Genomic DNA, 15,266 nt, shown 5'->3' on the forward strand with positions numbered 1-15,266 from the left:
GTATCGAAAACTTACGTTGTTTTCGTTAGGAATCATCGTAAGACTACTTAGTTAAATAGTCAAATTAACTCCTACCTCGGCGTTTCGTCCAATATATCACGCTTATACATACACTTTCTCTACATCTTGTCTATATCCGCGCGAACATACGTTGGCAGTTTTCGAAACTTTCGATATAGTGGACGGCAACGAGTCGCATCGGCGACACCACGATGGCAAAGGAGCCTGGCATGACGGGGAACAAAGTCACATTGGCGGACATCGCGCGCGCAACCGGGTATTCGCTCGCGACGGTGTCGAAGGCGCTCAACGGGCGCTCCGACATCTCGTCCGAGGCGCGCACGACGATCGACCGCGCGTTGCGCGAGTCGGAATACCAGCGCCGTGGACAGCGCACAACACCGCAACGCTACATCGAGGTGGTCTTCCAGGACCTCGACACGATCTGGGCGCTCGAGGTCCTGCGCGGTGTGCTGCGCGAGGCGCGGCAATACGCGGACATCAGCGTCATCACGACGGAAAGCGGCACACGCCAGCACCCCGACGACGATTGGATCGACGGCGTGCTGCGCCGCAGGCCATTCGGCGTCATCTTCATCTTCGCGAACCTGACCGACGACGAGAAGACGAAACTGCAGGCCAACGGCATCCCCTACGTCATATTCGACCCCTCGGGCGAGCCGTCGAACGACGACTTCTCCGTCCAGGCGGACAACTGGGCGGGCGGCGTGCTCGCGACACGCCATCTGCTCGCGCTCGGGCATACACGTATCGGCATCATCACCGGCCCCGAGGAGATGATGTGTTCACGTGCGCGCTTCGACGGCTATACGTCGGCGCTCGCCGAACGGGGCATCCCCGTCGACCCCGCGTTTGTGACGGAAGGGGATTTCACGACGGAAGGCGGCTATGCACAGGCGACGGCGCTCCTCGAACACCCGCAACGCCCGACGGCGATCTTCGCCGGTAGCGACCTGCAGGCGATGGGCGTCTATGAGGCGGCACGCCAGAACGGGCTGCGGATCCCCGAGGAGCTTTCCGTCGTCGGATTCGACGACGTGCAGACGTCCGCGTTCCTCGGCCCCGCGCTCACGACGGTGCGTCAACCGTTGCACGACATGGCCGCGGCCGCCGCGCGCATGCTCATCGACACGGCCGAACGACGCCCGACGCAGCACCATGTGATCCTGCCGACGACGCTCGTCGTGCGCGGCAGCACACAATCATTGCACGGCAGCGAAGCAAACACGCAATGAGCCACATTGTCGGTCAGCAGTCGTCAGCGGCCATGGTTGCACTGACGCCGACGAGGCAACCGACGAACCCACCGGACCATTCGGTGCTCAGCGGCGCCACGTCGATGGTGGCGAGCGCCGGCGCATCCCAGGCGAGCGGTACACTGCGCGCCACGACGATGCGCACGACGCCGTCCTCGAAGACGAGCATGACCGATCCGTGCGCGCCGCCGGCGCCGATGTCGCCTTCATCGGCGCCCTCCCCGCGACGCAGGCTCCAATGCACTGCATCGCCGTCGATATCGACGCGCAACGTATGGCCGTTGTCCTGACGGATATGCACCGATCCGTGGTCGGGGCAGCGCACGACGCACCGGTCCTCGGGGAGCCTGCGGTAGACGACCGACGGTTCATCGCGCACACATGCCGTGTCACACGCCATATCGAAGGGCGCACGCGCGTCGATGACGGCGCGCCCCTCGCAGCGCCCGACGCGCACACCGCGCAATGCGCCGTCCATGCCGTCGATCTGGACCGTTTCAGGCAGACGTCCGTTGCCTCCGGCGATCACCGGCCATCCCGGATCGTCGTCGTCCCTGAGGTCGGGGGCGGCGTCGAGCGTCCATTGGGCCAGATCGCATTGCCAATCGACCGGCGTGATGAAGGTCTCCCTGCCGAGGAAGCTCAACGTGCCGTGCCCTCCTGTGCGCGTCTGGCGTGAGCCGAGGCAGGCAAGCCACCATCCAAAGAGGGGATGGCGCATCAGGTCGGCATGGCCGACGCATTGCACGCGCTCATCGACGCCGAGGTGGCGGTGCGTGAGGAACGGGTTCTTCTTGTCCGGATGGAACAGCCTCGTGTAGCGGCCGACGACGGAGCGCTCGTCGGGGCGCGGCGGACGCGGCTCGTCGCCGCGGGCGCGCGCATCACGCACGAACCCGTCGATCGCCTGCCGCAATCCTTGCGGCGCCGCCGCACGCATGATCATCTCGCTGTGGTCGAAGCTCGTGCCGCCTTCGGCCGTCATCAGATAGACGTAATCGCCGATGCGGTACAGATGCGGCCCTTCCGCCCAGACCGCCTCGACGCCGTATCCGTTCCAGATGACCGTTCCGCCGCGGATGCCGTCATCGTCACGCGATGTCATCAGGCGCCAGCCATCCGGATCGATGCGTTGCGTCCACACCTCGGTCTGCCCCTCCCAGCGCGGATGGACGGCCGGCCTCGTCTGCGTCCAATAGACGGAGCCGTCGATGTCCTCGAAGAGGTCGGGGTCGATGCCTTCAGCGCCTTCGACCCAATAGGGGCCGCGCCACGGGCCTTCGAGCGCATCGGCCTCGATGATGAAATTGCCTTGGCTCGCGCGCGCCCCGTCGATCATCGCGGCGTCGGCGCCCGCGGCGGCTGCCGCGTCGGTGTCGATGCGCGCGACCGTGCAGCAGATCACATAGCGTCCGGCGATATGGCGCAGTGTCGGCGCATACAGGCCCCCGGAATCGAGGACGAAGGGGATGAGCAGCCGGCGGCCCATCGCCTCGTCGACGGCGTGCCCGACGAGGCGCCAATGCGCAAGGTCGCACGAGTCGTGAATCGGCAGTCCGGGCACAAGTTCGAAGGACGAGTTCACGAGCGCGACCCGCCCCCCGCCCTCATCCCATATCCAGCTGGGATCGGGGTACATGCCACGCAGCACCGGATTGGATACGGTGATTGTGGGCGCGTCGTTCGCCATTGTGCCATCGTTCGTCAATACGGCGTCGTTCGTCATCGGAGCGCCTCAGCTTTCAGTGTCGTCATATATAGGAAAGGGCGGACACACCGTCGTGCCCGCCCGGATGGAGGGGCCTGCATGCCGGGGAGGGCGGCGCGATGCGCAGCGTGCGGATGAGGAGGTCACGCGCGGCGCATCGAGGGGCCGCGCCTCCAACCGGCCGTAGGCGGATGCATCCCGCGCCCGCCGAGGAAGGAAAGGAAAGGAACGGTCGCCGATGCATTGGGAGAGGAAAGAGGAGGAAAGGAATACGAGGAATACAGGAAATGCTGGTGATGATGGAGGGGGTGTCCCCGCCGCCGATGCGGACGGCGGCGGGGACACGCGGGGTCACGCGTTCGCGAGCGCGTCGATGATGTAGTTGTTGACGGTCGCCTTGACGTCCTCGAGGTGGTCGGGGTGCGTCGATGCGATGATCTCGGACTGCGGCTTGTCGATCGCGTAGTCGTTGAGCGACTCGAGCGTCGCGGTGCCGTCGTCGATCGTCTTACCGATGCCGGAATCATAGGAGCCGTACCGGTTCGCGACGAGGTCCTCGATGTACTTGTCCTGGTGCATCTTGTCGGCGACGAGCAGGCCCGCCGCGAAGGTGTCCATGCCGGCGATGTGTGCACGGAAGAGGTCCTCCGCCGTGAACGACGTGCGGCGCGGCTTCGCGTCGAAGTTGAGGCCGCCGTGGGGGCCGATCTGGCCTTCGTCGAGCACTTCCCACATGACGGAGGTCGTCTCGTACAGGTTCGTCGGGAATTCGTCGAGGTCCCAGCCGAGCAGCATGTCGCCCTGGTTCGCGTCGAGCGAGCCGAGCACGCCGTTGTCGCGCGCGACGCGGATCTCGTGCTGGTACGTGTGTCCGGCGAGGTTCGCGTGGTTGCCTTCGAGGTTGAGCTTGAAGACGTCGATGAGGTCGTAGGCGCGCAGGAAGTTGCAGGCCGTCGCCGCGTCGAAGTCGTACTGGTGCGTCATCGGCTCCTTCGCCTTCGGTTCGATGAGGAACTGCGCGTCCATGCCGATCTGCTTCGCGTAGTCGGCGCACATGTGGAAGAACTTCGCCATGTGCTCCTGTTCGCGCTTCATGTCGGTGACCCACAGGTTCTCGTAGCCTTCGCGGCCACCCCAGAACACGTAGTTCTCGGCGCCCAGCCGCTTGCCGATCTCGAGCGAGTGCTTGAGCTGGGCCGCGGCGTAGGCGTAGACGTCGGCGAACGGCGACGTCGAGGCGCCGGCGACGAAGCGCGGGTTCGTGAACAGCGAGGACGTGTTCCACAGCAGCTTGACGCCGGTGGACTTCATGTTCTCCTCGATCTTGTCGACGACGCGGTCGAGGTTCGCGTTCGTCTCGCGCAGCGTGTCGCCTTCCGGGGCGATGTCGCGGTCATGGAAGCAGAAGTATTCGGCGCCGAGCTTCGTGAAGAACTCGAACGCGTAGTCGACCTTCGCGAGCGCGTTGTCCATCGGATCGGCGTACTTGCCGTCCCACGGGCGCTGCGCGGTGCCGTTGCCGAAGGGATCGGTGAGCGGCGCGTCGAAGGTGTGCCACCAGGCGACGCCGAAGCGCAGCCAGTCCTTCATCTTCTTGCCGGCGACGACCTTATCGGCGTCGTAGTACTGGAAGCCGAGCCCCTCCATCGGGCCGTTGCCGCGGCCGACGTACTCGATCTTATCGATGTCCCACAGTCCCATCATGACTCCTTTGTTCTGCGTTGCGCTGTGTTGCGGTGCCGTCTTCGGCGGGTCGCGTGACGGGCGAACGTCGCCGTGCCGGCCGCCCCCGCCATGGCGGCGGTCGCCTCCGAACGACTATGTTCATTCGTCTTATTAAGTAAGCTACAACGACGGCCATCATTTGTCAAACCATCTAACTTTCATCGGCGAGTCCCGCACGATGCCGCCGTTTTCCCGTCATCCGCCCATCCGCCGCCACACGCCTACGGCATCGCGTACGCACCCGCCGCGTGCGCATACGCGCGGCGCCGCTCCCCTTGCGCCGACATGCGTCACACAGTCGCGCAGCCGATCAGCAGCCCGGCCAATCAGCCGCGCAGCCGGCGCACGAAGCGCTCGGCGGTCCGCGCGAGCTCGTCGTCGTCGATCGTCCTCGACGAGCCGTGCACGACGAAAGGCTCCTCGTAGTCGAGGCCGAGGTAGCGCGCGGTCGTGCGGTACGGCAGCAGCAGTTCCTCCATAGTCGCGCCGTGCCTGCCGTCGGCCGTGTACATGTCCTCGGCGCCCCCGGTCGTCACGGCGAGCAGCATGCGCTTGCCGGCGATCGCGGCGCCGTCGCCGTACGCCCACCCGGGCGTGAACACGGCGTCCTCCCACAGCTTCATCAGAGCCGGCGCGCTGTACCAGTAGAACGGGAAGAGGAACGCGAGCCGGTCGGCGCGGCCGCACACGCGATGCTCCTCGTCGACGTCGATGCGGAAGTCGGGGTACAGCGCGTACATGTCGCGCACGACCACGTCGTCGGGGTCCTCGCGCGCCGCCCGCCGCGCGAGCGCGCGGTTCACCCTCGAAAGCCGCAGCCGGTCGTGGAACACCATCAGCGCCGTCGTCATCGTCGCCTCCTCCTTCATGTGCGCCGGCCGCCATGCGCCCGGCGCACACAGTGTGGGACGCGCCGGCGGCGCACGCGGCCGTCGTGGTTTAATACCGGTGTCCAACCTACTCCGCCACGTCTACCCGCCGCACGGCGCGCGCGTGACGGGAAGCCAACCGCAGACGAGGAGCGTACATGGCAGACACAGCCACACCTATCAGCACCGAACACGAGGACACGATCTGCGTGCAGGGCGGCTACCAGCCGGGCAACGGCGAGTCGCGCACGCCGCCGATCATCCAGGCGACGACCTTCAAGTACACGTCGAGCGAGCAGATGAGCCGCCTGTTCGACCTGTCCGAGTCCGGCTACTTCTACACGCGCCTGCAGAACCCGACGAACGACACGGTCGCCGCGAAGATCTGCGCGATGGAGGGCGGCGCCGCGGCGATGCTCACCTCCTCCGGACAGGCCGCGAACTTCTTCGCGCTGTTCAACATCTGCAACCAGGGCGACCACATCGTCGCGTCGAGCGCGATCTACGGCGGCACCTTCAACCTGATCAACGTGACGATGCGCAAGATGGGCATCGAATGCACGTTCGTGAGCCCCGACTGCTCAGCCGACGAGCTCGAGGCCGCGTTCCGCCCGAACACGAAGGCCGTCTTCGGCGAGTCGATCGCGAACCCGGCGCTCATCGTCCTCGACTTCGAGAAGTTCGCGAAGGCCGCGCACGCGCACGGCGTCCCGCTCATCGTCGACAACACGTTCCCGACGCCGATCAACTGCCAGCCGATCCGCTACGGCGTCGACATCGTCACGCATGCGACGACGAAGTACATGGACGGCCACGGCTCGTGCGTCGGCGGCGCGATCGTCGACTCGGGCAACTTCGACTGGCTCGCCCACGCCGAGAAGTTCCCGGGGATGTGCACGCCCGACGACTCCTACCACGGCGTCGTCTACGCGAAGGACTTCGGCAAGGCCGCGTTCATCACGAAGGCGACGGCGCAGCTCATGCGCGACTTCGGCTCGACGCCGGCGCCGATCAACTCGTGGATCATGGGCATGCACCTCGAATCGCTCGGCGTGCGCATGGAACGCCACTGCGCGAACGCGCTCAAGGTCGCCACGTTCCTCGAGGACGACCCGCGCATCGCATGGGTGAGCTGCCCGGAGCTGCCCGGCGACAAGTACCACGCGCTCGCCGAGAAGTACATGCCGAACGGCACCTGCGGCGTCATCTCCTTCGGCGTGCCCGGCGGCCGCGAGAAGGTGTCCGCCTTCCTCGACCACCTCAAGATGATCGCAATCGCAACCCACGTCGCCGACGCGCGCAGCTGCGTGCTCTACCCGGCCGGAACGACGCACCGCCAGCTCACCGAGGAACAGCTCGACGAGGCCGGCGTCGGCATCGACCTCGTGCGCCTGAGCTGCGGCATCGAGAACGCCGACGACATCATCGCCGACATCCGTCAGGCGCTCGACGCGGCGCTCGGCGACTGAGCGAAACGCAGCCCAGAGGTCCTGACCTCGGGATGGCAGGCAAAACAGCTGTTTGCCTGCCATCCCGAGGCCGACCCCTGCGCTTGCCCACTGTGGCATCCCCCTATCCGAACGGCTTCCATTCAGGCGGCTTGTATTCCTGAACATCCATGGCCTCATGATTGTTCGCCAGACACATGGCCGCATCGACATCGCCGTAATCGAAACTGAAATGCCCGTGCGTCTCGGCGATGGTGGGAGCACGTCCCATGCGACGATCATTCCAGTATTCGTCGAATCTGCGATTCTCCGCATCGTAGTCCTTCGCCGTATACGACGTCTTCACCAGATTGTTGCGATGCAGGCAATCCACCACCCCCTCCGATGGATTCCGATATAGGTTCGGGTTCGAATGCTGGCGTTGGTACACCTCGTTCACGTTCAGCATCTCCGCCATGCCGCATGCCATATCATCTTCACGCAGTTTTTCCTCCCGCGCCTCCTGCCCTTCAACAGATGCCATCGACCACCGTGCTTGATAAAACTCACCGACCTTCATAATCGGCGGCGCGGCATACCCTTTGTTGACAATGCATTGACGATAGCTCGCCCATGCCTGCTCGTAGTCGGCCCGGCTAACCCGCCCTCCGTTCTCCAACGCCCTCTCCAGAATAGTCACTTGACGATCCCCCATGGGCGCCCCGTGCATCTGTCCATTACGAGCTTTCTGATCGAGATCGAGTACCATCTGCACATAGTCCTGCATGGACGAGGCAATGCGCTGACCCTCCGCACCAGTATCCGGATCCGCTTCGTTGGAGCCACACCCCGCCAGCAGACCGCAGGCAAAACACATCACCATGACAATTCCGCCGAATCGGGCGAAAACCTCACGCATCATATTTCGAGTCCTCACATTCCAACTCAAAATATGGTGTGGTGTGAGACCGTATTCGATGCGGTCTCACACCACACCACACATCGTTCATCATCGAGCCGAATCAGAAGAGACGCAATCAACCTGCTCGATAGTAGGCCCAATCTCGTCCACGCTCGTTATTGCCTTTCATGGATGCCTTGCAGACTGACAGCACACCGACACTGCGGGAGTCTATTCGCCCTTCCTGAGCAGCTTCGCAGTAACCAAAGGCATAGCCACTGGTTACTAATTCGATGGACGAGGCATCCCAACCGACACTGTAGTTCCCGCCAGAAACCTTTCCATGGAAGGTCCCGGAACCGCTGTACCACTTCCCGGTATCCACCTGCGCCGCCAAAGCAGGTGCGGCCGTCGAGAAAGCAAGAGCCAGTGCACATAACATTGGCACGATTGCGCGCGTTGTTTTTCTAATCTTCATGAGCCACCTCCATGATACTTGTAGACATCTCCACTCTGAGACATCTACGAACACTATAGAAATCAGGGAAAACGATAGTCAAGCATTCTACCCATATTGTGTATGCGAGCTCAATCAATCTGATAAGAGAAGCTCGGTCGGGCGAATCTGCATCATTCAGCACACGACCAATTGTTGTATTCACTTAGTTGTGGACGGCGTGAGGTGGTGCAGGAAAGTTGGACTCTTGAGTGGGATGGGAGTCCGTTGGTGGTGAAGTACACGAGGGAGCAGAGGCTTCGTGCGGTGCGGTTGTATGAGCAGTTTGATCGCAGCGCGGCGTCGTTGATCAACGAGCGGGGTATCCATCCAGGATGATGCTGGCGCGCTGGGGCGACGAGTTGGAGCCGTGACGGCGCCGGCTGCGTCGCGCGCCGGTGGACGAGGCGACGAGGCGCCGGGCGGTGGCGAGTACGCGTCCGGGGAGGCGACCAGCCATCGCATCGGCGAGGAACTGGGCGTGAGCGCCGACGTCATGCGAAACTGGAAGCACACCATGCTCACGCACGACGACAAGGAGCCGCAGATGCACGACGGGCACGCCGGAAGCGAGACGGAACCGGCAGGGGCCGACGAGCCGGCGTCATCGTCGATCGAGGACATGCGCCGGCAACACGACACGAGCTCGTCTTGCAGCTGGCGGCCCTGCGGGCCGAACGGCACGTGCGGCGTCATCTCCTTCGGCGTGCCCGGCGGCCGCGAGAAGGTGTCCGCCTTCCTCGACCACCTCAAGATGATCGCAATCGCAACCCACGTCGCCGACGCGCGCAGCTGCGTGCTCTACCCGGCCGGAACGACGCACCGCCAGCTCACCGAGGAACAGCTCGACGAGGCGTTCCCCTCCAGCAACTAAGCCTTACCCGGAATGAATGGTCCCGCGATGACCTCAATCGCGGGACCGTCCATCTGAGTAGAGGACAAACAATCGAATCCGTAATAGTTCATTGATTGCGTATACCCGGAAACGGGAACATGTGGTTGAGAAATTCCGTGTCCGTCATAATACTAGTGATCATGATGAGCATATTTCATCATCGATTCTCGCACGCCGATGTGCAAGATGGCCCAAAGGCGAAAGACGAGGGAAGGAACTGATATGGTTCGGATTCCACATACAAAACAGACGAAGAAGGCCGTTGGAGGATCGGCCGCATGCTTGATGACATTGGGCTTGGTATTCGGTTCCGCCACGACGGCCCATGCACAGCAGAACGGGTTCACGCCATACTTCAGAAACAGCGACGTGCGAGTCGGCGATGTGCACGTGGATGTGCTCGCTCGAGACGATGCGTCCAAGATGGTGGCTTCATCCAGGTCCCGCGGCTCATACTGCGAAGCGTCGCAAGACACCAACCGGAAAATACGGGATATCTCCGATGTGGGCAAGACATGCGGCGCAGCGGTCCTGGCCTCTCAGTCCATCAAATCGGCTGGCGACTATGCCTGCTGCGCCACTCGGTGACCCGTGACACATCAGTTTTGCTGGCCGCATCGCCAATTGCGGCCAGCAATCCACAAACACCTCTAAGGATAGGTCGTAATGCTTTTCATTCGTAGATGCTGCAGTGCGATATTGTGTGCCGTGCTGACTTTGGGATTGACGGCCTGTGGGTCGTCTGTCTCCCCTCCCGATGAGTGGAGCGAGGGCGGCGACACATTCCAAATGGCCGGTAGCGTTAGTGAACGTATCAAGAATCTGCTGGAGTATCACGCAGATATGGACCAGTCACAGCGACAGATGCTTGAGCGTGCACTCGCCAACGAAGGTAAGATCTCCCATGCCGACTATCTGACGGCATGGGACAACTACCGCCAATGCTTGGTTGCCAAGGGGTACAACCCGCCGACGATGCGCCTGATTAACGGGGTGTACATCCACCAGACCAAGATTGACACCAGCGGCATGAGCGAGGCACAGCAGGATAAACTCAACCGCGACGTCGATGGTTGTCAAAATCGCTACGTGCTTTCAGTGGATGATATCTACCGCCTGAATGTGGCAAATCCAAGTCTATACAGCAATTCCGATGTCGCATTGGTAGATTGTCTTCGCCGCCACGCGCTGGTTCCCAAAGACTATTCGGTGGACCAGTACCGTGCCGAAAGTGAGCGCTTCTTCGACACCGATGTCTCTGATACAAAGACTGAACGCGAGGCCTATACCAAACGACGCGAAGCGTTCAGCTTTGATTTCAACGCCCCACAGGCCCGTACCTGTGTGGTCACCAATGACTCCAGCCTGCTTATCGATGAACTCGAAGCATGGAAACCGCTCAGCTGACATCACTCATGCATAATGGCCGCATGATCCAAGAATCATCGCCGACACCCGACGCGACGCTGTGAGCCGCCGCGGCCGCCGACTGCGGCCCCGCGCATGCTCCCATGCGCGGGTCACCGCTATACTGCTGCCCATGCAACAAACGATCGTCACCTCCATCCCGTTCCTGTCCGAGCCGTCCGAGGACGCCGATCCGAACGATCCGGCCGACGCCGCGACCGCGGCCGACCTCGTCGACACGCTCAAGGCGAACCGCGGGCGCTGCGTCGGCATGGCCGCGAACATGATCGGCGAACGCAAACGCATCATCGCCTTCGTCGACGAGGATCTCGACGGATTGGTCACCGTCATGTTCAACCCGGTCGTCACGCACGCCGACGATCCGTACGAGACGCGGGAGGGCTGCCTGTCGCTCAAGGGCGAGCGCCCTGCGCGGCGGTGGGCGCATATCGACGTCGAATATCTGACGCGGCGCGGGCGCGAAAGGCGTACCTCCTTCGACGGCTTCACCGCGCAGATCATCCAGCACGAGATCGACCACTGCGGCGGCGTGGTCATCTGAGCGTGCGCCCGCGGCGACGATGGAATATACGCGCCGCCGCCGTGGTAGGACGAACTGTAGACCGCTTTTGGAATAATGGTTGTGCATTTGCGACCGCTTCGATTCCACGAAGCAAGACGGACAACGGAACGGAACCAACTTTGGCTGAGTTTATCTATCAGATGATCAACGCCCGCAAGGCGTACGGCGACCGCGTGATCCTCGACAACGTCACGCTGAGCTTCCTGCCGGGCGCGAAAATCGGCGTCGTCGGCCCCAATGGCATGGGCAAGTCCACGCTGCTCAAAATCATGGCGGGGCTCGACACCGTCAGCAACGGCGAGGCGTCGCTCACGCCGGGCTACACGGTCGGCATCCTGCAGCAGGAGCCGCCGCTCGACGAGGACAAGACCGTCGGCGAGAACATCAAGATGGCCTTCGGCGGCATCGCCGACAAGGTCGCACGCTTCAACGAGATCGGCGAGGAGATGGCGAACCCGGACGCCGACTTCGATGCGCTGATGGAGGAGATGGGCAAGCTGCAGACCGAGATCGACGCGGCGAACGGCTGGGATCTCGACTCGCAGCTCGAGCAGGCGATGGACGCGCTGCAGTGCCCGGACCCGGACACGCCGGTGTCGGTGTGCTCGGGCGGCGAGCGCCGCCGCGTCGCGCTGTGCAAGCTGCTGCTCGAGGCGCCGGACCTGCTGCTGCTCGACGAGCCGACGAACCATCTGGACGCCGAGTCGATCCTGTGGCTCGAGAAGTTCCTGCACCAGTATCAGGGCGCCGTCATCGCCGTCACCCACGACCGCTACTTCATGGACAACGTCGCCGAGTGGATCTGCGAGGTCGACCGCGGCCAGCTCTACCCGTACAAGGGCAACTACTCCACCTATCTGGAGACGAAGGCGAAGCGCATGGAGATCCAGGGCGCCAAGGACGCCAAGCTCGCCAAGCGCCTGAAGAACGAGCTCGAATGGGTGCGTTCGTCGCCGAAGGCACGCCAGGCGAAGAACAAGGCACGTCTCGAGCGCTACGACCAGATGGAGCAGGAGGCGCGCAACTCGAAGAAGCTCGACTTCTCCGAGATCCAGATCCCGCCGGGACCGCGCCTGGGCTCGACGGTGCTCGAGGCCGAGCACATCCACAAGGCCTTCGGCGATCGCGTGCTCATCGACGACCTGAGCTTCACGCTGCCGCGCAACGGCATCGTCGGCGTCATCGGTCCCAACGGCGTCGGCAAGTCGACGCTGTTCAAGACGATCGTCGGCCTCGAACCGCTTTCGGGCGGCGACCTCAAGATCGGCGACACCGTCAAGATCAGCTACGTCGACCAGAACCGCGCCGGCCTCGACCCGAACAAGAACCTGTGGGAGGCCGTCTCGGACGGCAACGACTTCATCGAGGTCGGCGGCGTCGAGGTGCCGACGCGCGCCTACGTCGCGAGCTTCGGCTTCAAGGGATCCGACCAGCAGAAGCTCACCGGCGTGCTCTCCGGCGGCGAACGCAACCGACTCAACCTGGCTCTCACGCTCAAGCAGGGCGGCAACCTGCTGCTGCTCGACGAGCCGACGAACGATCTGGACGTCGAGACGCTCGAAAGCCTCGAGAACGCGCTCATCGAGTTCCCGGGCTGCGCCGTCGTGATCTCGCACGACCGCTGGTTCCTCGACCGCATCGCCACGCACATCCTCGCGTGGGAGGGCGACGACGAGAATCCGGCGCGCTGGTACTGGTTCGAAGGCAACTTCCAGTCGTACCAGGAGAACAAGATCGCGCGTCTGGGCGAGGAGGCGGCGCGTCCGCACCGCCTGCACCGCAAGCTCACCCGCTGATCGCCGATATCGGCTGCCATAGGGGCCCGGTTGCGAACGTCGATGCCGCATGATGCGGCGTCCGCGTTCGCAGCCGGGCCCCTATGCGATCGTGGGCGGTGCAAAGCGCACCCGTAACGTTCGCGAGGCACGCCGGTGGCGAACGCGGGAGGTGCGGAACGCACCCATGACGTTCGCGTGAACATCGGCTCCCCCGGCTACGCCGTCGGTGGCAATCGACGGGATGTGTCCGTTTCTTAACACGCCGCTGATAGATTGCAGACAGTCAGCGCAACCGCCCGCGCATCGGGCGCCACCGACGGCGTATGGGAACGCCGCCCCGAACAAGAAAGGACGCCGCATGACGTCGGACACCACTCCCCTGAAGCATCTGATCGATGTGCTGAGCCTCGGCGAACCTTCCGTCTACCGCGACCACACCTACATCAGCGGCGAAAGCATGTACTTCCCGACCGGCCGCGTCTACGGCGGCCAGGTCATCGCCCAATCGCTCGTCGCCGCATCGAAGACGGTGCCGGAAGGACGCGAGCCGCATTCGATCCACGGCTATTTCATCGCCCCGGGCGACATCCACGAGGACCTGCTCTTCGACGTCGAGAACCTGCGCGACGGCCATTCGTTCTCGGCGCGCCGCGTCAACGTCACGCAGTCGCAGGGGCCGATCCTCACGGCGATCGCGAGCTTCCAGAAGCCCGGACAGCCGGGAGTCGAATACGCCGACCCGATGCCCGCCGACATCCCCGGTCCGGAGACGCTCAAAAGCTCGAAGGAGCTGATGGCGCCGTACGCCGACCAGTCGAACTTCGCGAAGTACTACGCGTGCAAGTCCCCCTTCGACATCCGTTACGTGTCCCAGCCGATCCTGCTCGGCCCGGACAAGGCGAGCGCGGCCGCCGACTGCGGCCGCCAGCTCGTGTGGATGCGCGCCGACGGCGATTGCGACGTGTCCCAGACGATGCACCGCGCGATCCTCGCGCTCGGCTGCGACCAGATCATGCTCGAGCCGATCCTGCGCCGCACCGGGTTGACAGTGATGACGCCGGGCATCTCCTTCGCCTCGATCGACCATTCGATGTGGTGGTACCGCGACATCGACGTCACCGACTGGCATCTGTACGTGCAGGACACGCCCACCGCCGCCCACGGCCGCGGCCTGTCCACGGCGAAGGTCTACCGCCGCGACGGCACGCTCGTCGCCGCGATCGTGCAGGAGGCGATGGTTCGCGTCCCGCAGACGGACGCGGACTGACCAGTCCGTCTTCCTTTTCCTCCCGCGGCCGCCGTCACCTGCCGGGTACGGCGGCCGTGTCGTCGTTGTCGTCGCTCTTCCATGCGACGCCGCGGTCGGGCCGCTCGCCGCGCATCTTTTTGCGCCGCTGCTCGATCTTCGGATGCTCGGGGCCTTCGGACGGCGGCAGCTGGCAGAACCCCTCGCCGATGACGCCGCAGACCATGTCGATCAGGCTCGCGACGCATGCGACGACGCATTCGACGGCGATCCGGCGGTAGTAGGGCGCCTGCAGATGTCCGACGACCATCAGCAGCTCGCCCGCGTACCAGCCGAGCAGCACGGCGCCGGCGAGCGCGAGCGCCTTCGAGAGGATCAGCGTGTCGACGGCGCGTTCGGGTGTGATCGTCCTGAGCTGCACGCGTTTGCGCGGCTCGGTCGTCGCATAGCGGCGCACCTGCCATGCGGCGACGAGCACGCCGACGCCGAAGACGGCGAGCATCGCCGAGACGAACCACGGCAGCCCGAGCAGCGAGACATGGTAGCGTTCCTCGAGCGCGGCCGTCGCGGCACCGCCGCCGACGCCGAGCGCGGCGACCAGCAGATACGCCCACCAGCGTATGCGATGCGCCCTCATTGCGCGCCTCCGATGATCCAATGGTCCGATTCGAGTCCGGCGAACGGCGCGTCGGGCGCGCTCGCGAGCAGATACGGGAGCGGATCGCCGTGAAGGGCCGCCATCGGGTCCATGTCCATCCACGGCGCGAGGATCGCGGCGCGGTTGCCCGCTCCCCCGTCGTCGATGCGCGTGCGGCCGTCGGCGTCGTCGATGTCGACGATATGCAACGTGACGTCGCCGTCATGGGCGCGCGAGGCCGCATTGAGGAAGGCCGTCAGCGCGGCCGCGTCCATCGCCGTGTCGAGCGCGGCGACGGCGGTGCGCGTCTCGCCGCC

12 protein-coding genes and 2 pseudogenes are annotated in these 15,266 nt (G+C 64.0%); 7 read left to right on the forward strand and 7 right to left on the reverse strand.

Going from position 1 to position 15,266, the window contains the following annotated elements; translation table 11 throughout:
• The first annotated feature begins 230 nt into the window (after positions 1–230).
• Entirely contained in the window at positions 231–1,256 is a 1,026-nt protein-coding gene (locus tag B1400_RS04590; RefSeq protein ID WP_095613270.1) for a LacI family DNA-binding transcriptional regulator, read from the forward strand.
• 13 nt (positions 1,257–1,269) lie between these two features.
• Here the strand turns inward: B1400_RS04590 and B1400_RS04595 are convergent, their stop codons facing one another.
• The 3 genes from B1400_RS04595 to B1400_RS04605 all read right to left on the reverse strand — a co-directional run bounded on the left by B1400_RS04595 (position 1,270) and on the right by B1400_RS04605 (position 5,561).
• The gene (locus B1400_RS04595; RefSeq protein WP_095613281.1) at positions 1,270–2,967 is read right to left on the reverse strand and encodes a glycoside hydrolase family 43 protein; all 1,698 of its coding nucleotides are present in this window, start codon (positions 2,965–2,967) and stop codon (positions 1,270–1,272) included.
• Positions 2,968–3,336: 369 nt separating this feature from the next.
• Positions 3,337–4,686 (reverse strand): xylose isomerase, encoded by a 1,350-nt coding sequence (gene xylA, locus B1400_RS04600; protein ID WP_095613271.1) that lies wholly within the window; start codon positions 4,684–4,686, stop codon positions 3,337–3,339.
• Between the two features lie 350 nt (positions 4,687–5,036).
• Entirely contained in the window at positions 5,037–5,561 is a 525-nt protein-coding gene (locus B1400_RS04605) for an NAD(P)H-dependent oxidoreductase (protein WP_095613282.1), read from the reverse strand.
• A gap of 176 nt (positions 5,562–5,737) precedes the next feature.
• On the opposite strand from B1400_RS04605, the gene B1400_RS04610 reads away from it, so the two are divergent.
• A complete protein-coding gene (locus tag B1400_RS04610; RefSeq protein WP_095613272.1) occupies positions 5,738–7,048 on the forward strand; it encodes an O-acetylhomoserine aminocarboxypropyltransferase/cysteine synthase family protein in 1,311 nt (436 codons plus the stop codon).
• Between the two features lie 103 nt (positions 7,049–7,151).
• Here the strand turns inward: B1400_RS04610 and B1400_RS04615 are convergent, their stop codons facing one another.
• On the reverse strand, positions 7,152–7,928 hold the full coding sequence (locus B1400_RS04615) for a hypothetical protein (RefSeq protein WP_095613273.1): 777 nt from the start codon (positions 7,926–7,928) through the stop codon (positions 7,152–7,154).
• 115 nt (positions 7,929–8,043) lie between these two features.
• Entirely contained in the window at positions 8,044–8,385 is a 342-nt protein-coding gene (locus B1400_RS09495) for a hypothetical protein (RefSeq protein WP_133064620.1), read from the reverse strand.
• Between the two features lie 691 nt (positions 8,386–9,076).
• Here B1400_RS09495 and B1400_RS04620 point away from each other — a divergent pair.
• From B1400_RS04620 to B1400_RS04645, 5 genes and pseudogenes are all read left to right on the forward strand, one after another.
• Positions 9,077–9,259 (forward strand): annotated as a pseudogene (locus B1400_RS04620) (PLP-dependent transferase); the annotation flags it as partial.
• Between the two features lie 705 nt (positions 9,260–9,964).
• Entirely contained in the window at positions 9,965–10,705 is a 741-nt protein-coding gene (locus B1400_RS04630) for a hypothetical protein (protein ID WP_095613275.1), read from the forward strand.
• A 133-nt stretch (positions 10,706–10,838) separates the two neighbouring features.
• A complete protein-coding gene (locus B1400_RS04635) occupies positions 10,839–11,267 on the forward strand; it encodes a peptide deformylase (protein WP_095613276.1) in 429 nt (142 codons plus the stop codon).
• A gap of 140 nt (positions 11,268–11,407) precedes the next feature.
• Positions 11,408–13,084, forward strand: a complete 1,677-nt coding sequence (gene ettA / locus B1400_RS04640) for an energy-dependent translational throttle protein EttA (RefSeq protein WP_095613277.1) — start codon at positions 11,408–11,410, stop codon at positions 13,082–13,084.
• Positions 13,085–13,424: 340 nt separating this feature from the next.
• On the forward strand, positions 13,425–14,333 hold the full coding sequence (locus B1400_RS04645) for an acyl-CoA thioesterase (protein ID WP_095613278.1): 909 nt from the start codon (positions 13,425–13,427) through the stop codon (positions 14,331–14,333).
• Positions 14,334–14,367: 34 nt separating this feature from the next.
• Here B1400_RS04645 and B1400_RS04650 read toward each other — a convergent pair whose 3' ends face one another.
• Entirely contained in the window at positions 14,368–14,949 is a 582-nt protein-coding gene (locus B1400_RS04650; RefSeq protein ID WP_095613279.1) for a DUF3180 domain-containing protein, read from the reverse strand.
• Positions 14,946–15,266: pseudogene (locus B1400_RS09655) on the reverse strand (2-amino-4-hydroxy-6-hydroxymethyldihydropteridine diphosphokinase); the annotation flags it as partial. The pseudogene B1400_RS09655 and the gene B1400_RS04650, both read right to left, overlap by 4 nt.

It is taken from the genome of Bifidobacterium italicum, from assembly GCF_002286915.1.
In the GTDB taxonomy this organism is placed as follows: Bacteria; Actinomycetota; Actinomycetes; order Actinomycetales; family Bifidobacteriaceae; genus Bifidobacterium; species Bifidobacterium italicum.